Source organism: Bradyrhizobium prioriisuperbiae, from assembly GCF_032397745.1.
GTDB classification, from domain to species: Bacteria; Pseudomonadota; Alphaproteobacteria; order Rhizobiales; family Xanthobacteraceae; genus Bradyrhizobium_A; species Bradyrhizobium_A prioriisuperbiae.
In genome coordinates this window covers 3,226,403-3,246,604 of sequence record NZ_CP135921.1, presented here as the reverse complement: position 1 = coordinate 3,246,604, position 20,202 = coordinate 3,226,403, and the positions used below count along the sequence as shown (strand labels likewise).

At 61.5% G+C, this 20,202-nt stretch carries 24 protein-coding genes; 7 read left to right on the top strand and 17 right to left on the bottom strand.

What is annotated here, in order from left to right:
• The first annotated feature begins 171 nt into the window (after positions 1-171).
• Positions 172-2,265 carry a methyl-accepting chemotaxis protein gene (locus RS897_RS15235; protein ID WP_315837349.1) on the top strand — a complete coding sequence of 698 codons (2,094 nt, stop codon included), beginning with the start codon at positions 172-174 and terminating at the stop codon, positions 2,263-2,265.
• 154 nt (positions 2,266-2,419) lie between these two features.
• Here the strand turns inward: RS897_RS15235 and RS897_RS15230 are convergent, their stop codons facing one another.
• The 4 genes from RS897_RS15230 to RS897_RS15215 all read right to left on the bottom strand — a co-directional run bounded on the left by RS897_RS15230 (position 2,420) and on the right by RS897_RS15215 (position 5,930).
• Positions 2,420-4,135: a right-handed parallel beta-helix repeat-containing protein gene (locus tag RS897_RS15230; RefSeq protein ID WP_315837348.1), complete on the bottom strand. Its 1,716-nt coding sequence runs from the start codon at positions 4,133-4,135 to the stop codon at positions 2,420-2,422.
• A 103-nt stretch (positions 4,136-4,238) separates the two neighbouring features.
• On the bottom strand, positions 4,239-4,403 hold the full coding sequence (locus tag RS897_RS15225) for a hypothetical protein (RefSeq protein ID WP_315837347.1): 165 nt from the start codon (positions 4,401-4,403) through the stop codon (positions 4,239-4,241).
• A 56-nt stretch (positions 4,404-4,459) separates the two neighbouring features.
• The gene (locus RS897_RS15220) at positions 4,460-5,113 is read right to left on the bottom strand and encodes a DUF2865 domain-containing protein (RefSeq protein ID WP_407654497.1); all 654 of its coding nucleotides are present in this window, start codon (positions 5,111-5,113) and stop codon (positions 4,460-4,462) included.
• A gap of 25 nt (positions 5,114-5,138) precedes the next feature.
• The gene (locus tag RS897_RS15215) at positions 5,139-5,930 is read right to left on the bottom strand and encodes a L,D-transpeptidase (protein ID WP_315837345.1); all 792 of its coding nucleotides are present in this window, start codon (positions 5,928-5,930) and stop codon (positions 5,139-5,141) included.
• Positions 5,931-6,164: 234 nt separating this feature from the next.
• Here RS897_RS15215 and RS897_RS15210 point away from each other — a divergent pair, with 234 nt between their 5' ends.
• The 4 genes from RS897_RS15210 to RS897_RS15195 all read left to right on the top strand — a co-directional run bounded on the left by RS897_RS15210 (position 6,165) and on the right by RS897_RS15195 (position 8,451).
• On the top strand, positions 6,165-6,323 hold the full coding sequence (locus RS897_RS15210) for a DUF3309 family protein (RefSeq protein ID WP_315837344.1): 159 nt from the start codon (positions 6,165-6,167) through the stop codon (positions 6,321-6,323).
• Positions 6,324-6,375: 52 nt separating this feature from the next.
• Complete coding sequence (locus tag RS897_RS15205; RefSeq protein WP_407654551.1) at positions 6,376-7,473, top strand: AI-2E family transporter; 1,098 nt, start codon at positions 6,376-6,378, stop codon at positions 7,471-7,473.
• 63 nt (positions 7,474-7,536) lie between these two features.
• Complete coding sequence (locus RS897_RS15200; RefSeq protein ID WP_315837343.1) at positions 7,537-7,899, top strand: ElaB/YgaM/YqjD family protein; 363 nt, start codon at positions 7,537-7,539, stop codon at positions 7,897-7,899.
• A 108-nt stretch (positions 7,900-8,007) separates the two neighbouring features.
• Positions 8,008-8,451, top strand: coding sequence for a hypothetical protein (locus RS897_RS15195; RefSeq protein WP_315838651.1), 444 nt, complete (start codon positions 8,008-8,010; stop codon positions 8,449-8,451).
• A 153-nt stretch (positions 8,452-8,604) separates the two neighbouring features.
• Here RS897_RS15195 and RS897_RS15190 read toward each other — a convergent pair whose 3' ends face one another.
• Together RS897_RS15190 and RS897_RS15185 are read right to left on the bottom strand one after the other, a co-directional pair.
• Entirely contained in the window at positions 8,605-9,168 is a 564-nt protein-coding gene (locus tag RS897_RS15190) for a hypothetical protein (protein WP_315837342.1), read from the bottom strand.
• A 275-nt stretch (positions 9,169-9,443) separates the two neighbouring features.
• On the bottom strand, positions 9,444-10,250 hold the full coding sequence (locus tag RS897_RS15185; RefSeq protein WP_315837341.1) for a response regulator: 807 nt from the start codon (positions 10,248-10,250) through the stop codon (positions 9,444-9,446).
• Between the two features lie 224 nt (positions 10,251-10,474).
• On the opposite strand from RS897_RS15185, the gene RS897_RS15180 reads away from it, so the two are divergent.
• Positions 10,475-10,678 (top strand): NepR family anti-sigma factor, encoded by a 204-nt coding sequence (locus RS897_RS15180; RefSeq protein WP_315837340.1) that lies wholly within the window; start codon positions 10,475-10,477, stop codon positions 10,676-10,678.
• Positions 10,678-11,220: a sigma-70 family RNA polymerase sigma factor gene (locus RS897_RS15175; protein ID WP_315837339.1), complete on the top strand. Its 543-nt coding sequence runs from the start codon at positions 10,678-10,680 to the stop codon at positions 11,218-11,220. The genes RS897_RS15180 and RS897_RS15175 overlap by 1 nt, the downstream gene beginning before the upstream one ends.
• A 155-nt stretch (positions 11,221-11,375) precedes the next feature.
• On the opposite strand, the gene RS897_RS15170 is transcribed toward RS897_RS15175, so the two are convergent.
• The 11 genes from RS897_RS15170 to RS897_RS15120 all read right to left on the bottom strand — a co-directional run bounded on the left by RS897_RS15170 (position 11,376) and on the right by RS897_RS15120 (position 20,183).
• Positions 11,376-13,040 carry a CHASE domain-containing protein gene (locus RS897_RS15170; protein WP_315837338.1) on the bottom strand — a complete coding sequence of 555 codons (1,665 nt, stop codon included), beginning with the start codon at positions 13,038-13,040 and terminating at the stop codon, positions 11,376-11,378.
• Between the two features lie 533 nt (positions 13,041-13,573).
• Positions 13,574-14,212 carry an urease accessory protein UreG gene (gene ureG / locus RS897_RS15165; protein ID WP_315837337.1) on the bottom strand — a complete coding sequence of 213 codons (639 nt, stop codon included), beginning with the start codon at positions 14,210-14,212 and terminating at the stop codon, positions 13,574-13,576.
• A gap of 33 nt (positions 14,213-14,245) precedes the next feature.
• Positions 14,246-14,899: an urease accessory protein UreF gene (locus RS897_RS15160; protein WP_315838650.1), complete on the bottom strand. Its 654-nt coding sequence runs from the start codon at positions 14,897-14,899 to the stop codon at positions 14,246-14,248.
• Between the two features lie 115 nt (positions 14,900-15,014).
• Positions 15,015-15,656, bottom strand: a complete 642-nt coding sequence (locus RS897_RS15155) for an urease accessory protein UreE (RefSeq protein WP_315837336.1) — start codon at positions 15,654-15,656, stop codon at positions 15,015-15,017.
• Between the two features lie 10 nt (positions 15,657-15,666).
• Positions 15,667-15,966, bottom strand: coding sequence for a putative quinol monooxygenase (locus RS897_RS15150; RefSeq protein ID WP_315837335.1), 300 nt, complete (start codon positions 15,964-15,966; stop codon positions 15,667-15,669).
• 25 nt (positions 15,967-15,991) lie between these two features.
• Positions 15,992-16,291: a putative quinol monooxygenase gene (locus tag RS897_RS15145; RefSeq protein WP_315838649.1), complete on the bottom strand. Its 300-nt coding sequence runs from the start codon at positions 16,289-16,291 to the stop codon at positions 15,992-15,994.
• 50 nt (positions 16,292-16,341) lie between these two features.
• Complete coding sequence (gene ureC, locus RS897_RS15140; RefSeq protein WP_315837334.1) at positions 16,342-18,054, bottom strand: urease subunit alpha; 1,713 nt, start codon at positions 18,052-18,054, stop codon at positions 16,342-16,344.
• A gap of 49 nt (positions 18,055-18,103) precedes the next feature.
• Positions 18,104-18,409, bottom strand: coding sequence for an urease subunit beta (locus RS897_RS15135; protein WP_315837333.1), 306 nt, complete (start codon positions 18,407-18,409; stop codon positions 18,104-18,106).
• A 7-nt stretch (positions 18,410-18,416) separates the two neighbouring features.
• The gene (locus RS897_RS15130) at positions 18,417-18,989 is read right to left on the bottom strand and encodes a HupE/UreJ family protein (protein WP_315837332.1); all 573 of its coding nucleotides are present in this window, start codon (positions 18,987-18,989) and stop codon (positions 18,417-18,419) included.
• A gap of 25 nt (positions 18,990-19,014) precedes the next feature.
• The gene (locus RS897_RS15125) at positions 19,015-19,317 is read right to left on the bottom strand and encodes an urease subunit gamma (RefSeq protein ID WP_315837331.1); all 303 of its coding nucleotides are present in this window, start codon (positions 19,315-19,317) and stop codon (positions 19,015-19,017) included.
• Positions 19,318-19,346: 29 nt separating this feature from the next.
• Positions 19,347-20,183 (bottom strand): urease accessory protein UreD, encoded by an 837-nt coding sequence (locus tag RS897_RS15120; RefSeq protein WP_315837330.1) that lies wholly within the window; start codon positions 20,181-20,183, stop codon positions 19,347-19,349.
• Positions 20,184-20,202 lie beyond the last annotated feature (19 nt).

Below are 20,202 nucleotides of genomic sequence, written 5' to 3'. Positions count from 1 at the left end.
CATGCCGGCTTGGCTGATCAACTCGCGTCGATGACGGCGGTTCCAGAGCTGGGAACGTCGAACTGGCGGTTGCAATCCACGGCCGCTCACAACCCATGAACGCGGCATATGGTTACCGGTATTTTTACCTCTTATCGTTAGTGCTGGCCTCTGGGGATCCGGGGGGAATCGATGCTGAATCGTTTAAGTGTGACTGCGCTGCTGACATCCGTCATCGGGATCATGGCGTGTGGCATTGTGGCCATGCTGTCGTTCACGGCCTGGGATTCGCTGCAGCAACTGCGCTCCGCAAGCCGGATGAGGACGGTGGCCGCCGCATCCGCCGATGCCTTCAAGGCGATGCACAATCTGCGCACCGACCGCTCCACCACCAACCGCACCCTCACCGGCGAGGCCGTCATTCAACCTGACATCGTCACCTATCTCCAGGGCATCCAGGGCGCCGAAATGCCGGCCATACAATCGGCAATCGGTCTGTTGTCGGCGATGGAGTTCGCCGATCGCAATGTGCTGCTGCCCGAGCTGACGCAACAGTTCGAGAAGCTGAAAGCCCTGCAGACCGAGGCCTGGGACGCCATGGCCAAACCAAAAGCATCGCGACGTCCGACCCTGGCAAAGGAGTTCATGGACACGACCGCCACACTGCTGGAGGTGCTCGAAAAGCTGTCCGCACGGCTCGCAGCCGACGTCAATCACGCCGACCCGGTGATCGACCAGTTGCTTGCGATCAAGCAGATGGCTTGGCTGCTGCGCAACACGGCTGGCGAAGCCTCGCTGCTGGTGTCAAACGGCCTCGGCGCCGGCAAAGTCTCCGGCGAGACCGAGCAGACCTATATAAAGCATGTCGGCGGTCTTCAGATCGCTTGGACCGCGCTTGAAACCGCGTCGGCCGGCATGAAACTGCCCGCCAGCCTCGCCAGAGCGCTCTCGGACGCGAAGACCGCCTATTTCGACCCGCAATACACCACGCTGCGTGACCGCCTCCTGAAGGCCCTGATGTCAGGGGAAAAGCCGGAAATGACCGCCAGCCAGTGGAGCCCCTACACGGTGGCGCGGATGGCATCGGCGGTCGCTGTCGCCGAAAGCGCGCTCGACGCCGCCAAGGACTACGGCGCGAGCCGGCAGTCCGCGGCGCAATGGGCTTTGATCGGGCAGCTCATACTGCTGGTCGGTGCGCTCGCCATCGCATTCGGCAGCATGTGGGCCGTGCGCAAGCGCGTGATCATGCCGCTGCAGAGCATTCGCGACGCCATGCTCAAGGTCGCGGCCGGCGACCTGACCGCCGATGCGCCGTTCGCAGACCGCCGCGATGAAATCGGCGCGCTGGCGGGTGCGTTGGGCACCTTCAAGCAGAACGCCATGGAGAAGGCTCGCATCGAAGCCGACCAGACCAGCCGAAGCGCCCAGGCTGCGGGACGACAGCAGGCGATCGAACAGCATATCGCCCAGTTCGAGGGCCAGATGCGCGAGACCCTGGACGCGCTGGGCCAGGCCTCACAGCAGATGGGAGAGACCTCCAGCAGCATGTCGGCAGTCTCCGACCAGACCAACGCCCAAATTCAGCTCGCGGCGCGCGCCTCCGGCGAAGCCTCGATGAACGTGCAGAGCGTGGCTTCCGCCTCGGAAGAGCTCAGCGCATCGATCAACGACATCAGCCGGCAGGTGACCCACGCCGCCGGCATCGCCACCCGCGCCGTCAGCCAGGCGCGCGAGACCGACGGCACCGTGCAGGGGCTGGCGCAGACCGCGAACCGGATCGGCGAAGTGGTGGAATTGATCAACACCATCGCCAGCCAGACCAACCTGCTGGCCCTCAACGCCACCATCGAGGCGGCACGCGCCGGCGAAGCCGGCAAGGGTTTTTCGGTGGTCGCCTCGGAAGTCAAATCGCTGGCCAATCAGACCGCCAAGGCCACCGAGGAGATTTCCCTGCAGATCGCCGCCGTCCGCAAGGTCGCCAATGAGGCAATGGACGCCATCAAGGCCATCGGCGGCACCATCGGCGAGGTGAGTGAAGTGGCGACGGCGATTGCGGCCGCGGTCGAACAGCAGGGTGCGGCGACCCAGGAGATCACCCGTAACACCCAGCAAGCAGCGCTGGGCACCCAGGACGTGTCGAACAACATCACCGGCGTCAGCGCCGGTGCCGACGCAACCGGATCCGCCGCACAGAACGTCAAGGCGGCCGCGGAAGCCCTCGATGTCCGGACCCGGCAGCTCCGCAGCCAGGTCACCGACTTCCTCGCCAACATTCGCGCCGCCTGACAAGATAAAACAGCCGCCCGATCGGGCGGCTGTTTTATTCAAGGCACAAGCCAGGATCAAAAACTCCATTCCGTGGCCACCACCGGCACCCGTTCGAATTTTGCGCGAACCGAGGGCCTGATCAAATTGGCGGCGGATCGTCAAGTCTTCGCTGTCAGTTAAATGCGCCGATGGTCGGCGGCACGCTTCTCGTCTGTCCGAAATAATCTCTCGTCACTTGGCTCAAGGACATGCCGGCCCAACGGCAGGGAGAGGTGGTTGGTTGCAGAACGTAATCCGTTGCCGCAACCATGCCGGAAGTGACGAATTGCGGATCGGCGTTGATATCGCCTGCTCCGGCAAAATACCCCGCGCTGCTGCCAAACCAATTGTTGTGCGAAAAGATCGCGCCACTATTGGTTCCCGCAACAAGGGTTCCGCTCCCCACGTTCTTATAGACAATGTTATTCGCATACGTGTTGCCGCTGTGGCCCTGCGAAGGGTCGATATATATTGCGTTGCCCGTCGCATTCACAAATGTGTTGTTGGCAATAAGACTATTTTGGATACCGCCCCCGCTACCATAATTGCCATAGAAAAAGCCAAACGCCCCATTGACGGCAACGTTGTTGGTAATCGTCAGGTTGACGAGCGGCTCGGATTGCGAATAGGTCTCGCGCGCCAATTGAATGGATGAGGCTTGGTATCCATTCCGGAAGAATGCAGAATTGCCGGTGTTATAGATCGAATTTGCGTTAACCGTCGCGCTTGCGGCGTTATCCAAGTATATTTCGACGCTGTAATTGTCATAAACGACGTTATTCGAGATCATCACGCCGACGGAAAGAAATGTTCCTATGCCCTCGCCATAATTATTATAGGACGTGTTTTCCGTGATAATTGAATTGTTGTCCCAAGATACCGAGATTCCTTGACTCCATCCGCTGCCGGCCGTGCGCGAGGAGTTCTGCAATACATTGTTATACACGATATTCCCCTGAATGACGTTGTCATGGGAATTCCCAATATTTATCCAGTTGGTTGACGCGATGCCAGCACTGTAGGAGCCGTGGACGATATTATTGCTGATCGTCACGTGGTGGGTGTTGTAGGCGACAATGCCGGCATTTTTCGAGTTTTGCACTTCGAAGCCGTTTATAATGACATAGGCGCCGCTCACACCGATATTATTCGCATTGGCCGAATTCGAGGATCCGTCGACGATCACTTTCTCGCCGCCGTAGGCATACAGACGAATCGGAGCGCCGGCCGTGCCGCTGGCGCCAAATCCGACTGCCTCGTAGTAGGTACCAGCGCGCACGACGATATCGGTGCCGGGTTGGGCGAGAGATACGGCATAGCCGATTGTTCGCAATGGCGCGCTCAACGTTCCCAGATTCCCATCCGATCCGGTCGGAGATACATGATAAGTGTGTGCGGCGGTCGAAGCGGACACTGCGAAAAATGATAATTGATCCGTCCATTGATAGGTTGTGTTCCAATCCGAGCTGAAAAGCCCCGCGGAAATACTAAAATTTCCACTCACCACGGGCGTGTATGTGAAAGAGATGGGGAGAGCCGTGCCGGGTTGGAAATTCAGATTGGAAACGTCTTTCTCAAAAACAATCTGCCCATTGGCATTTCGGACTTGCACAACGGCGTTCCCGTCTGTGAGTGAGAACGACGTCGTGATCGACCCAGAGATTCTGGTAGGTTGGACGTCGCCCACCGGAGATCCTGCCGTGTTAAAGGATAGCCAGACCGTCGCGGCGGCTTCGCTCGGCAGTGCCACGAAAATAGCCGAAAGCGCGAAGAGCACGCGCGCGAATGCGAATATTTGGTGCAGCATGATATGAAGCCCCCAGGCAGCTACCGCGGAGACGAACGTCATTCATCTTCTTAAAATGCGCAACCACATACAGATCGCCGCCGGTTGGAATGTTACGCAGCTATCGAGATTTCCTCAACCCGGGCATGTTTGGCTTGATGGACAATCAAGGCTTGGCGCAGGTCACGATCTCGTCGATGCCCTCCAGGATGCTGGCACCGACCGCCTGGTGCTTCCTTTTCGAGACGGCGAGCCGGTCGAGCAGCAGGGCGCGGCGGCCAGGTGACAGACTTCCTCGCCAACATTCGCGCTGCATAACAATCAGCGTCACAAGCAAAAGAGCCGCCCTGCGGGGCGGCTCTTTTTGTTGTAGGCTGATCCATCAGCTCACTCGTTGGCAACCACAGGCACCCGCTCGAACTTGGCGCGGACAGACGGCGAGACCGGCGTGAAGTTCACGGCGGTGCGTTTGTCGGGGCGGCCCGAAGCCACCACCAGCCCGCTCGGGCCGGCGACGATATCGCCTTTGCGCAGGGTGCGATCGTCATCGATCTTGATCGCGGCAAGCCCAACCGAATCCTTGCCGTTGCAGGTGCAGCCGGCAACCAGTTCGTTGCGATAGCGGAAGGCATTGGGCAGGTCGGAGTATGACTTGCCGCTCTCGGTCGATGCGTTGTCGATGGAGCCGCCGTAAAACACCTTGGTCTCGCTGGCGGGGCAGAAGCTATTGCACACCGAGGCGCGGCTTTGGCCCTCGGTCGCCGGGGCCGGGAAATATCGTCCATCGCAAGTGCGGACGCAGTAAGCCGTGCGGCCACCGCCGCCACCTGAGCTTGGTCGCGGAGCGGGCGCCGGCCGGGCCTCGTCAAACGGGCTGCCGAACGGAAGCGCAAAAGGCCGGGGCGCCGGAGCTCCACCACCGAACAAGGCTGAGAAGAAATCCTGAGCCTGGGCCGACGTCGAGACGCCGGTCCCCGCCAGCCACAGCGTCAGGGCCAGTGCCAATCCGACAGTGATCCGGGATCTCGACACGCGCATCATCAGGCTCCCCAGCGAACGTCCCGGTTTAGTACAATCCAGCGGTGGTCTGGTTCACCTGGCGCTGAAACGCGGTTCGGACCGGCATCGGCTGTGCGGGGACCATCGCAGCTGCCCTCGCAGGAACGGTAGCGTGGGCCTCAAACCGCGGTGCACCACTCTTGGGCAGCACCACCACCCGGGTCCCGACATTGACCCGGCTGAACAGATCTTCCACATCTGGATTGGTCAGCCGGATGCAGCCGCTGGACACGAACTTGCCGATGGTCGACGGATCGTTGGTGCCATGGATGCGGTATACGCTGGAGCCCAAGTACATGGCGCGGGCCCCGAGCGGATTTCCGGGACCACCGGCCATGAAGCGCGGCAGATAGGGCTGGCGGGCGATCATCTCCGTCGGCGGATGCCAGTCCGGCCACTCGGCCTTGCGGGTGATGTTTTGGGTGCCCGACCAGGTGAAGCCTTCGCGGCCGACACCAACGCCGTAGCGGATCGCGCGGTTGTTGCCGAGCACGTAGTAGAGAACGGTATTCGCGGTATCGATGACGATGGTGCCGGCCGCCTCGTGCGTGGCGTAGCTGACGGTTTGGCGCTGCAGCCGCTGCGGCACTACGTAAGCATCGCTGCCATTATCATCGGTCATCGGCTGTTGCGCCGATGGCAGGCCACCGTCGGTCCAAAAGCCTTGGCTCCGTGGATCGTTAGCATATCCAAGCGCCTGCGCGGAGGCGCCGGTGGACAAGAAAGCGGTAGCGAGGATTACGGCGACTGCTCCGGACACGCGCCGCACGTCAGTGCGCCGGCAAATCGATGGTGTCATGACCCTGCCCTCATGATGCCGGCGCCGCACGCCACGCGTGGACGCGACATGTTGAACCAACGAGGCAAGCGCGATTCGGTTCCACCGCCGGTGTTGCCCAAAAAGGGAACACCGTTCACGTCCCCGCGACGGGGAACCTTGATGACGCCGGTCCGTTACGCCCCAAAGCCGGGGTCGAGGACTGTCCATCAGCAATCCGCGGCGTCCGGGCAATCCTTCGCAAGGAGTCCGGCCATGCCGCTCGGCACCATCCTGATCATCCTCCTGGTTCTGATCCTGCTCGGGGTTATCCCCCGTTGGGGCTACAGCAACTCATGGGGCTATGGCCCCTCTGGCATTGTCGGCACGGTGCTGATCATCGTCCTTGTCCTGCTGCTGCTCGGGCGTCTCTGATCCCATGTCTGATCCTATGGTGTCTGATCCTATCGGCATATCGCGCGCAGAACTGACCGATCCCCCATCGTCGTCCCGTCCCGCCAGCCGGCCGACCGGCACACCGCTGCACGAGAGCCTCGACGAGCAGCCTCCGCTCATTCGACGCGCGGAAGTCGTCGCCGTCACGCTGGTCGGCCTGCTGGCGATCGCCGTGATCACCGTGCTCTATGTCGCCCGTACGCTGTTCATGCCGATCGTCACCGCGTTCGTGATCGGCACCATGCTTTCGGCCGGCATCGGCTTTCTCGAGCGCTATCGCATTCCGCGGGCGGCGTCGGCGGCCCTGATGATCGCCACCATGTGCGCCATCATCGCCCTGATCATCGCGCTGATATCAGCGCCGATGCTGGAGTGGTCATCCCAGCTTCCCGAACTCGGCGCGCACTTCAAGGAGAAGCTGCACGTCTTCGACCGGCCGCTCGCGCTGTGGCATCAGCTGCAGGCCATGTTCGGCAGCGAACCGTCGACAGCCGCGCTATCGTTGCCCAAGATCGAATGGGTGCAGCCCACGCTCGAATTCCTGTCTCCGACCCTGACCGAGCTGCTGCTGTTCTTCGTCACCTTGATTCTGTTCGTCGCCAGTTGGCCCGAGTTGCGGCGCTCGCTGATCATGAACTTCGCGGCGCGCGAAACCCGGCTGCGGACGTTGCGCATCCTCAATGCCATCGAACAGAATCTGGGCAGCTACCTGCTGATCGTAACCATGATCAATATGGGTGTCGGCATCGCAACCGGCCTGATCTGCTCGGTCACCGGAATGCCGAATCCCGCCGGCCTCGGCGCCCTTGCCGCAACCCTGAACTACGTCCCAATCATCGGTCCCGTCGTCATGTTCGTCGTGCTGACGGTGATCGGCGTGGTCAATTCGTCGACACTGGCCACCGGCTTGATTGCCCCGATCCTGTTCGCAGGCGTGACATTTCTCGAAGGCCATTTCATCACGCCAACCATCATCGGCCGGCGCCTGGAGCTGAACGCACTCGCCGTCTTCATCGCGTTCGCATTCTGGACCTGGCTGTGGGGGCCGATGGGTGCATTTCTGGCTTCACCGCTGCTGATTGTCGCGCTGATCCTCAAGGAGCATCTCGTCCCCGCACGGGAACCATGAGTGCCACGGCGCGTTTGCCCGGCATGAATCCCTTGAGAAGCAAATCCCTTAAGGGAGCATTCAATGTCGAGCGATGAGGGTGAAGCCGCGATGACCGATAAAGCCAGCTATGACCGTTTGCAGAAGGATGTGGACGCCGTGAAAAGCGACATCTCCAATCTCGCGGAGCAGATTACCGATGCACTCAACGGCCTGGCCGGCACAGCGCAAAAGCAGGCGCGGCGCGGCTACAAGCAGGCCCGCTCCAGCGTCGACGGCATCGTGTCCGACCTCTCGGAGCAAGGCAGTGCCGCATTCGATGCGGCCCAGGACGCGGCAGCAACGCTGAGCGAGAGCCTGGAAGATGCCGTGCAGCAGCGGCCGCTGGCTGCGGTCGGTCTTGCGATCGGCCTCGGTTTTCTGATCGGCGTGACGTGGCGCCGCTGATCCGGCGCCGCTGACGTCACCACCACGGGACTTACGGATACAGCGATCCAGCCAGCATTGCTGGATCGCAGTTTGCGTGACGCAGTCTTTCAACAACAGGCGATTTTGATGCTGCAGAACTTTATCGATGATCTCAAGGTTTCGACCGGCGTCGCATTGCGCATGACAGCGCTGATCGCGGCCATTTCGATTGCCTTATTCATTACTCTCACATTCCTGTGCGCGGCGGCGTTCTCATATGTGCTGCAGCAATACGGTATCGTCCCGGCCTGCCTGTCCGGCGCCGCATTTTTCTTCGTGGTCACACTGATCGTGACCGGCATCTACCTGTATCGACGCCGGCGCACGCGGCGAGCCGTCGAGGCAGCCGCGAAAGCCAATACCAAATCAGCTTTCGCCACCGTGATGAGCGATCCCATGATGATGGCGGCAGGGCTTCAGATCGTCCGGGCCGTGGGAGTGAAGCGCTTGTTGCCTTTGCTGGCCGTCGGCGGCATTGCGTTCGGCCTGATGGCGCAGCGAAAAGCGCCCGAAGAAGATCCTGCGGAGTAGTCCTCTGTCGCCTGAGCGGCAGCGATTCCGCGTCGAATCCCAGTGCCTTCGAAACACAACCAGCCAAAACACAAACGCAGCCAAAACACAAACGGCGCCACAACCATGCGGCACCGTTTGTTCGAGATATCAAGGATTCAGGATATCACCTCGTCAGGTGATGCAGCGTCCCGGCTCAAGGTGCTTCGCAACGTCGGTCAGGACACTCACCACCGGCTCGCAAGCCACGGTCCTGCGTCGCGGGGTATTGCTGGCTTTGGCGTTGTTGACGGCGGGACGCAAACGAATGGCGTCCGCGGTCGGCATGCGCATGGCCACCGAACCATCCTTCAGGCCGGGCACCTGAAACGACAGAGTCACCGTGCCCGCTTGGGTCGCCGCACCTGCGTCGCGATCCGATTTGGCGTCGCGGTTCACGACAAAAACGGCATCATGGCTGACGCTTCCTCGGAGTGCGGTAGCACCGCCAACGCCGCCGTCCGACGCCATTCCGAACTGCACACCGCTGAAAGCCAGCGACGCCGCAATCAAACCCAAAGCACCTGTTGAAATATGAGACATGTTGCGCCTCGCCGCTGCCCTGACGCGATCAACCCGTTGTCTTCCAACTTTCTGATTTGCAGTGACAACAGAGACGGGATCGATCTGGTTCCACTGTTTGTCGGTCGAAGTGCCGAAAAAATTCACCGTCTGAAAAAAATTTCCAAAAAATTCCAAAAAAAATTCCTTGCCCCGCGCGGAACGATCTCAGACGTACGGAGTCATTTCTGCAGCCGGTTATTCCCCCTGCCCCTAATTAACCGGTCAACGCGGGACGCTGCCGTGGTGATGCCGGCGGCGTCCCGCTTTTCTTTTGTTTTCACATTCCCCTTGTTTTCAAGGATCTGGCTCCCATCCGGAAACGACGCCAGAAACAAAACGGGCCCCGGTCATGACCGAGGCCCGTTCAAAATGCTTATCCTGTATCAGCAGTTTGCGGGCTTCAGCAGCCCTTATGAAGCGGCGACCTTGCCCGCGCGGTTGCGCGAGTTGCGCTGGAAGAACAGCGCCTGACTCGCCACCGCCGATACCATGGCGGGCTGGAACGGTTTGGAGATCAAAAACGCCGGCTCCGGCCGTTCGCCGGTGAGGAAGCGCTCGGGATAGGCTGTGATGAACACGACGGGGACCTCGAAAACGCGCAACAACTCGTTGACCGCATCAAGGCCTGAGCTGCCATCCGCCAGCTGAATGTCGGCCAAGATTAAGCCAGGCCGATGGCTCTTGGCCAGCGCGATGGCGTCGGAATGGGTTCGCGCCACGCCGATCACATTGTGTCCGAGATTCTTGACCAGGCTCTCCAGATCCATCGCGATGAACGTCTCGTCCTCGATGATCAGGACGTCGGTCGCAATCTCTGCAGCGAGTTCGCGGCCGGCGGCGTCAGTCAGCTGGCGGATCTCAGCGACGCTGGTGTCAAGGATGAACGACACTTCGTCCTCGGAGAAGCCTTCCAGCGACAACAGCAGAAAAGCCTGCCGCGGCAACGGTGTAATGTTCGACAACCGCCGCTCGGAGGGGATCGAGGCCACGGAGGCATCGGCGCCGTCATTGATCGCAACGGAATTCCATATCTGCGTGAACAGCCGAAACAGGCCTACGCGAGGGCCGTTCTTCTCATCGAGCAGCGACTGATCCTGCAGCAGCGCCTCCAGCATGGCGGCGACATAGGCGTCGCCTGACGCCTGGTTGCCCGACAGGGCACGGGCATAGCGGCGAAGCAACGGCAAGTGTTCGGCAACGACCTGGGAACGAGACATCCCCCCTCCATCCATTTCATTCGCTCAAGCGCAGAACCCCGGAATCGCCGGGGTTCCCACCTGCGATTGATTACGTCCCAGCCCAGCGAAAGTTCCGAGATTTCTGGAACTTTATCCCGTCTGTCGCATTACGCCTGCACTAACGCCCGACGAGAAAGGCTCGCCCTCCAGAAAAGCCTTTTGTTTCGAGGAACTTAGCTCCTGGGGAAGTTACGGAACAGCTCATGAATGATCCAAAACGCAAGCCATCCACCGGCAAGCCAGGTGGACTGAATGCCGAAATTCAATCCCGCATCGGGCATCAGCTTAGGGCGATGTACGATGATGTCGTCCGACAGGGGGTCCCCGATCGTTTTGCGGAGCTGATCCGCAAACTCGACACCGCCGATGCCGGAGATCTGGTGACCAAAAACGACAGGAGGGACTAATGCCCCTCACCAATCAGCTTCGTGACGACATGCTCGCGTGCGTGCCGAGTTTGCGCGCATTCGCGATTTCGCTCAGCGGCAACGGCGACCGGGCCGACGACCTTGTGCAGGAAACCCTGCTGCGGGCGCTGGCGAACATCGAATCGTTCCAGCCGGGCTCGAACATGCCGGCATGGTTGTTCACGATTTTGCGAAACCTGTTTCGCTCCGACTATCGCAAGCGCCGGCGCGAGGTCGAGGACGCCGATGGCAGCTATGCCAAGACGCTGAAGTCCCAACCGGGTCAAAGCCATCACCTGGAATTCGAGGAATTTCGCGTCGCGCTGGAAAAGCTGCCGCAAGACCAGAAAGAGGCCCTCATCCTGGTCGGGGCATCGGGCTTTTCCTACGAAGATGCTGCGGCGATCTGCGGATGCGCGGTCGGCACCATCAAGAGTCGCGTCAATCGCGCGCGCTCGAAACTGAGCAATCTGCTCTATGTGGAAGGCGCCGATGACTTCGGGCCGGACAATACGGTCCGTGCCGTGATCGGTGGCAGATAACGCTCCGCACATAAATTGAAAAATGTGAACAGGACGGCCACCAGGCGGTGGCCGTCCTGGCGCTGCTTGAATTAAACGCCGCGTGAAGCAGACGCGGCCTAAATCGAATCATCAGCCGGGATGCCGCGAGCCGCGATGCAGGCGCATCGACGGAGCTATTTCCGTTTGCCGGTGTTGACGGGGGCTGCGAGACGGTCGGTGCGGTCGAGCTCCGCCTGATCGACCACGGTCTCCATCGGCGCCGTCAGTTCATAGACATAACTCACATCGGTGAAATACCGCTTCGAGGCTCCACCAAGCGCTTCGGGGGCGACACGATCGAGCAGGATAACACCGAAGTCGCTGTCCGGACGCCGCGTCGCGGCACTGGTATTGAACTCCTCCCAGCGAAAATCAAAAATCGCATCCTTGCCCTGGCCCATCACATGCCATTGCGCCGAGATGTTGGGGTGTTTGCCGACCAGCGACAGGCCTTCGTCCGCATGAGAGGCCAATTCAAAGAACAGCAGCGACAGGCTTTGCGCCGCCCGCGGACTGACCGCAATATCGGGGCCGCTCAGCGCGATGCGTTCCGCATGGGGAATCGCGCGGGATTCCAGCAACCCTCTGAGTTTCACGCCCTGCCACTGACTGTCGCTGAGCAGGGACACCACGTTCGACATCGCATGAATGCGGCCGATCAGCAGTTCGCGCGCGGAATCGACGTCGGTGCCATGACGCAATGTGCGCGTCACGATCGACTGAATCACCGCAAGAATGTTCTTCACACGATGATTGAGTTCGCCGATCACCGCGGTGAGACGATTCTCGAAGCCGATCCTGACCTCGATCTCCCGGCTCAATCGTATGTTGTTGTAGATGACGTAGCCGAACAGGCCGCAGATGATGCTGGTCAGCGCGACGCCGATGATCGCCACAATGGCCGCCAGTTCTTCGCCGCGCGCCCTCGAATTGTTTTTGGGGTAATAGCCCAGCGCCCAATCCTTGCCGCCGAATGAGACAATACGCCGCAGCATCGGGGTCGCGGGGTCCTGCCGCGCAGTCACGGCCGTCACCATCCCCTGCGGGTCGGCCTTCAGCTCCTTGGAGAGCTCGCGCGGATCACGCAGCACCACATCGAAGGGGCTGGTGTCTTCGTTGGCGAGGATCAGCGGCGCAATGCGATAGGAGAACATGATGAAGCCGGCAACGCTGCTGCTGCCGTCCTGTGTTACCGGCGCGACCAGCACGACCCCGACCGGACCATTGGTCCGCATCAACACCAGCGGATCCGAGCACAGTGGCTTGCCCTCCAGCGCAGCGCGGGCCAGCAACGGGCCGAGCACGGGATGCTGGTCGAGCGTTCGCCCGGGGAAGGTCAAGGTTTCGTCATTCCGCGGCTCGACATCCATCAGCACGTCGGTCGGCTGAGTGATCGAGGCAAGATTGAGAACCTGATCTTCGGCGTCGCGAATCTTGGGACGGGAGAAACCCGCCGTGGCCAGCTGTTTCTCGGCACTCGTCAGGCCCGCCGGCGGAACCCGCGCCACCCAGCTGGCGACCACAAAATCGGTCTTGAACGCATAGATCGATGAGCGCAGCGGCTCCAGGACATTCCCCTGCAGCAGGGACGGCCGGCGGATCAGGCCGACAATGATGCGGGTCAACAGCTCTCGCTCGCTCAGGCGATCCTGCACCAGTCGCGCGTGGATATCGACCGAACGCTGCAGCGCCGCATCGTCGAGCGATATTTCCTGATGGTACACGCGATACGCGACCAGCCCGGAGATCAGAACTCCGATCAGCGCGATCAATCCAATGAGGAAACCAAGCCTGAACACAGCTCTACCCCGGCCACGGGAGCCGGACGACGGCAAATGCCTCGGACCAACGCTGTGGACAATCGGCAATGCGGCGATCAGCAATGCGAACAGTCATCGATACACGATACGCCCAATTGCCCCCTTGAGGGTTAATGACCTGTTCCATGCAAGCGATAGGCAAATCAAAGATTAAGCTGCCATTTTGTTCCATGCCAGTCGAAAGAAAGGCGGCCCGGCCAACCGCGGCCGACAACCCGGTTGGCGACGGGACTGCTGTTTTCCAGTAGCTGGCGGATTCACTCAGGGAGCGATCAAAGCTGTCGGTGGGGAGCCACAAAGGATGCCCGATGCTACGCCGTCGCCAGCGCCAGCCCAAACACCATCATGACGATGCCGAGCAGCGTCAGCGCCAGAAAGGCATTGCCATAATCCCGGGCCCGATCATCGGGCTGTGCCTGGTGCATGTGTCTCATGACAACACAACACGAAACGCCCCAGTCCGTTCCTGAAAATCGCAATGCGGATTTCACCACGACCGGAGCCTGAAGAGATCACCCGGCCTTGGCGCCGGCCGGCGCGCGCAGGCCGCCCTTGGTTTCGATGAAACGAATGATGCGGTCGAGGCCTTCGCTCTTTTTCAGATTGGTCATGACAAAGGGCCGCTCGCCGCGCATGCGACGTGCATCCACATCCATCTTTTCCAGTGACGCGCCGACATGGGGGGCCAGGTCGATCTTGTTGATCACCAGCAGATCCGAGCGTGTGATGCCCGGTCCGCCCTTGGAGGGAATTTTGTCGCCGGCCGCGACATCGATGACATAAATCGTGAGATCCGCCAGTTCCGGCGAAAAGGTCGCCGCCAGATTGTCGCCTCCGGATTCGATCAGGATCATGTCGAGATCGGGAAATTTCGCCCGCATGTCGGCGACCGCGGCAAGATTCATCGATGCATCTTCACGGATCGCCGTATGGGGACAGCCGCCGGTCTCGACGCCGGCGATGCGATCCGCCGTCAGCGAACCGGATCGCACCAGATATTCCGCATCCCATTTGGTGTAGATATCGTTGGTGATGGCGGCGATGTCGTAATGCTCACGCATCGCCTTGCAGAGCAGATCCATCAGCGCTGTTTTTCCCGATCCCACCGGGCCGCCGATGCCAACGCGAAGTGGGCCGTGAAATTGAGGCATGTCAGTTTCTCATCGCTTGGAGCAGATCCCTGCTCATGACCGGAACAATCTGGTGTATTGCGCCTCATGACGCATGCTGGCGAGATCGGCGCGAAAGGTGGTACTGCCGAGATCATCCAGCGTCGCCTCAAACGCGCGCCGGCCCGTCGCACCGACGATCTCTTCGAGACTCGCCAGCGTTCGCTGGCTGTCGGTCTGCCCGAGCGGAACCAGCCGCGCCGCCGCCGAGATCCAGTTCGCCGTCAGCGCATGCAGGAAGGCGTGCAGGGTCAGCGCCAAGGCGATGCCATGGGCCGCACTGACAAGACCGACCGCGACGGGATAAACCGGAGCCTGCTTCAATCCCGCGATCGCCTGCTCCAGCGCGGCGCAGGACCAGGCCGCACGCGCGATATCCATAAAGGCCCGCCCTTGGGTGGCGGTTTCCAGTTGCCGCTCGCGCGATGGCACCATGGCTGCAGCGAGCGCGGCAACATCGGCCAGAGCCGCCGCATCCCCCGCAGTGAGCGCGCGATGGGTGTGGGCGAGAAAAACCGCGTCGTTAAAGCCGGCTCCATCGATGAGCATCGAGCCCAGCCACTCCCGCAGTGACGTGCTGTCGGTGATATCGCCGGCTTCGACAGCCCATTCCAGGCCGCTGGAATAGGCAAAGGCGCCGACCGGAAACGACGGCGACAACCATGTCATCAACCGATAGAGAGCGGCACGGTCATCCGTGGCCGGAACGGGAGCGGCTGGCGGGTCGGGACTCCCGCTGCGCGCGATGGCAGCGCCCTTGCGCTTGCGGCTGCCTTTGTCCGGCTTATTTCCGGTGATCATGAGCATGATCGTGACCGCAGGGCTCGTCGTGGTGATGGTGGTCGTGATGGTCATGCCCGTGATGATCATGGCTCTGACGGCCAGCATGATCATGAACCGCGTGATCGTGGTGGTGACCATGATCGTGATGGCCGTGATCGTGATGATCGTGCCCATGATGGGCGTGACCATGGCCGGCATCGTGCGCCTGGCCGCCGCCGGAATAGGCACCGCCTTCGGGATCGAACGCCGTTTCGATCTCGATCACACGGGCGCCGAGCCCCCGGAGCATTTCTTCGATCACATGATCCCTGCGGATCCGCATCCCACGGCTGGTGATCTGCGTCGGCAGATGACGGTTGCCGAGATGCCAGGCGATCCGCACCAGATGTTGCGGATCGTTGCAACGGATCTCGATCAGCGGCTCCGGTGCCGCCACCACCTCGATCAGCCGACCGTCTTCCAGCACAAGGGCGTCACCGCCGCGCAGCGCGACAGCCTCCTCGAGGTCGAGCAGGAAGTCCAGGCCGCGCGTCCCGGTCATCGCCATGCGACGCCGGTGCCGGTCGTCGAAATCGAGAACGACCGTATCTGCGGGCTGCTCGGTCCACCGACCGGGCGGGATGACCTTGACGGCGCGGATCATGGACACTCTCTCACAGGGTTTCGACCTTGCCGTCGCTGATGATCTCGATCACCGTCGGGCTGGCCTTGAAATCGGCAGACAGCTTGCGCCAGACCTTCATGTGGTCGGAGCGGCCATGGGCGTTCAGAGCTTCCCGGCTCTCCCACCGCTCGACAAACACGAACTGGTTGGGATCGCTCACACTGATGTGTCCGTCATAGAAGATGCAGCCCGCTTCCTTGCGGGTGGCGGCGATGCAATCGCGGGCGCCGGTCACATAGGCATCCTTGTTCTCCGGCTTCAACTGCGTGATGGCAACGACATAGATCATGGATCAATTCTCCCTGTTGCTGCTCTTACCGAACGTCGACTTTGGCGGGAGTGATGATCTCGATCTTGGGCGGTGCGGTCATGCAATTGACGGCAACGCGGCCGAAGGCCTTCATGTGATCGGCCGTGCGATGAGGAACCAATGCCTCGGCATTTTCCCATTGCTCGACAAAAACGATCTTGGTCGGATCGGTGACGCTCTCGTGCATATCGTAGGAAATGTTGCCCGGCTCCTTGCGGGTCGCGGCGATGGACAGCTTGGCGGCGGCAATGAGTTCGGCGCGTGTTTCGGGTTTCACGGTCAACGTGGCGACAACATAGATCAAGATATTCCTCCCGGCGGTTTTTCTGTTGGCAGTAGCAGCCGGGAACGACCCTAGAACATGAAATAGCGCTGCGCCATGGGCAGCACTTCGGCCGGCGCGCATGTCAGCAATTCGCCGTCGGCCCGCACCTCGTAGGTCTCGGAATCGACCTCGATGTTCGGTGTCGCATCGTTGTGAATCATGCTCTTTTTGGAAATCCGGCCGCGGGTGTTCTGCACCGGATAAAGCGCCTTTTCGATGCCGAGCTTCTTCGCCAGTCCGCCGGCCACCGCGGCCTTTGACGAGAACACCACCGACGAGGCCGTGCGCGCGCGACCGTAGGCGCCGAACATCAGCTGGTAGTGCACCGGCTGCGGGGTCGGGATCGAGGCGTTGGGATCGCCCATCGGCGCCGCCACGATGGTGCCGCCCTTGACGATGCAATCCGGCTTGACGCCGAAGAAGGCCGGCGACCACAGCACGAGATCCGCGAGCTTGCCCTTTTCCACCGAGCCGATCAGCTTCGACACGCCATGGGCGATCGCCGGGTTGATGGTGTATTTGGCGATGTAGCGCTTGACGCGGAAATTGTCGTTGTTGCCCTTGTCCTGCGGCAGCGATCCGCGCTGCTTCTTCATCTTGTCGGCGGTTTGCCAGGTGCGGATGATGACTTCGCCAAGCCGGCCCATCGCCTGGCTGTCCGACGACATCATCGACAGTGCGCCGATGTCATGAAGGATATCTTCCGCGGCGATGGTTTCCTTGCGGATGCGGCTTTCGGCAAACGCCAGGTCTTCCGCGATCGACGGGTCGAGATGGTGGCACACCATCAGCATATCGAGATGCTCGTCGATGGTGTTGCGGGTAAACGGGCGCGTCGGATTGGTCGAGGACGGCAGCACGTTCTTGAGGCCGGCGACCTTGATGATATCGGGGGCATGTCCCCCGCCGGCGCCTTCGGTATGGAAGGCATGAATGGTGCGGCCCTTGAACGCCTTGATGGTGTCCTCCACGAAACCCGACTCGTTCAGCGTGTCGGTGTGGATCATCACCTGGATGTCGTGATCGTCGGCCACCGACAGACAATTGTCGATCGCCGCCGGCGTGGTGCCCCAGTCCTCATGCAGCTTCAGCGCACAGGCGCCGGCCTTGATCATTTCCACCAGTCCGGCCGGGCGCGAGGCGTTGCCCTTGCCTGAAATGCCGAGATTGACCGGAAACGCGTCGAACGACTGGATCATACGTGAGATGTGCCAGGGGCCCGGTGTGCAGGTGGTGGCGAAGGTGCCGTGCGAGGGCCCGGTGCCGCCGCCAAGCATCGAGGTGACGCCGGACATCAGCGCATGCTCGATCTGCTGCGGGCAGATGAAATGGATGTGACTGTCGAAGCCGCCGGCGGTGAGAATCTTGCCTTCGCCCGCGATGATATCGGTGCCCGGGCCGATGACGATGGTGACGCCGGGCTGGATGTCCGGATTGCCGGCCTTGCCGATGGCGCTGATATAGCCGTCCTTGATGGCGACGTCGGCCTTGACGATGCCCCAGTGATCCAAGATCAGCGCATTGGTGATCACGGTGTCGGCGGCGCCCTGGCGGCTGGTGACCTGGCTCTGGCCCATGCCGTCGCGGATCACCTTGCCGCCGCCGAATTTTACTTCCTCACCGTAGACGGTGAAGTCCTTCTCGACCTCGATGATCAGATCGGTGTCGGCAAGACGCACCCGGTCGCCCGTTGTGGGACCGAACATATCGGCATAGACCGAACGCGAAATCTTCGTCGCCATTATTTACGCTCCAGCCGCGTCTCTTTCGGAAAGGCCCGCAGTCGATCTCTTAAAGTTTGCCCATCACGTCACCGCGGAAACCGTAGATGGTGCGCTTGCCGGCGAGCGCGACCAGCGTCACCTCGCGGGTCTGCCCCGGCTCGAACCGCACCGCGGTGCCCGCCGCAATATCAAGCCGCATGCCGCGGGCCTTCTTGCGATCGAACTTCAGGGCCGGATTGGTCTCGAAGAAATGATAGTGCGAGCCGACCTGGATCGGACGGTCGCCTGAATTGGCGACGCTGAGCGTCACCGTCTTGCGGCCGGCATTGAGCTCGATGTCGCCGTCCTTGATGAACAACTCGCCCGGAATCATGTCGCCCTCAGATCACGTTGATGGCGAGGCCGACGCCGACCAATGCGCAAGCCGCTCCGGCGACCCGCACCAGCGGCTGCCAGCGGGCGGACTTCAGCGACAGTGCGACCGCAATACCCACGCCATGCAGCACTGCCGTGGCCACCGCAAAACCGGCCATATAGGCCAAACCACTCGCCGCCTCCGGCACTTCAGCGCCGTGGGCATGGCCGTGAAACAGAGCAAACAGACCGACAATGGCGGCGCCAAGCCACACCGGCAGATCCACCGCCAGCGCCACCAGGAGACCGAGCACCACCACCGAGGCAAGGATGCCCGGTTCGACAAACGGCAGCGCCACGCCGGTCATGCCCAGCGCACCACCGACCAGCATCACCCCAACGAATGCCGCCGGCCAGACCCACAGCGCCCGGCCACCCTTCAGCGCGGCCCACAGGCCGACCGCGATCATCACCGCGATATGGTCGATCCCGGTCAGGGGATGCGACAGCCCGGCCACCAGGCCGGACTCGTCATGGCCGGGATGGGCGAAGGCCGCCGATGGCAGCAGCAACAAAGCGAGAGCTAACAACCTGATCATTTTCTTATGTCTCCGTTCGATGAATTCAGCGGATCGGCGCGTGCACGGTCACAAGCTTGGTGCCGTCCGGGAAGGTGGCTTCGACCTGGATGTCGTGGATCATCTCGGGAATGCCTGTCATCACATGGTCGCGGGTCAGGACTTCAGCGCCAGACTTCATCAGTTCGGCCACGGTGCGGCCATCGCGGGCCCCTTCCAGAATGAAATCGGAGATGATCGCGATCGCTTCGGGATGGTTGAGCTTGACGCCACGCTCCAGCCGCCGGCGCGCCACGATGGCGGCCATCGAGATCAGAAGCTTATCCTTTTCGCGGGGGGAGAGATTCATGAGGCGTATCCGAAACTATTGTAACCCGATCACTGCAACCAGAGCCGGGGCAGCGCCGCCGGACTGACGCGACCGAGCACCGTCATCATATCGGCGCGCAACCGCGCCGCATCTTGCGCACAGAAGCGGACCATTGCAAACCCATTCCAGGCTGATACGCCGACCTCACCGCCGAAGTCCACCGACGCCTCGCGAACACGTTCCACCAGCGCTTCATCACCGGGCGCGATCAATGCGGTGCCGATCGCGACCCCGCCATTGGCGATGGCCGGCCGCGCCAGCTTCACCCCGACATCGCCGTCGAGCCGGATATTTTCGGCAAATACCAGCTTGCCGCCACGCCGCAACCGCCAGCGATCGGAAAACGCCCCCGACATCATCCGCTCGCCCATCGCGGCGCGTCCGAACACCACGATTTCACACATCAGCAGCGAGGCGCTTTCCGCCAGATCGATCTCAATGCGCCTGCTAACGCGCGCCCGGTTGAACAGGATGGTTTCCTGCGGCAGCCACGCAAGGTGCGCGCCTTCGTCGACCTGCAGGGCGATGTTCAGCTGCGAGTCCGCACCGTGCGACCGATAAACCTTCTCCGCGGCAGCTGTTGTGACGGTCAGGCGTGCGTTTTCACGGGCGCCAATGCGGATATCGAAGCGGTCGCCGCCCGCGACACCACCGGCGGTGTTGACGAACACCGCCGACAACCCCTGGGATTCCGGCGACGGAAATCTGACCCGCAACGACCCTGCCTCATGCAGCTCGCCCCGGCGGGTGACGCCGTCGCGCACCTGCACGTCAAACGCCACCTCCCCCACCGCCCGGTTGGCGGCGAAGGTCTCCGCAGCCGTTGCTGTTCGATCGACGTGCATCCCGTCCCAGGTCGTGTTG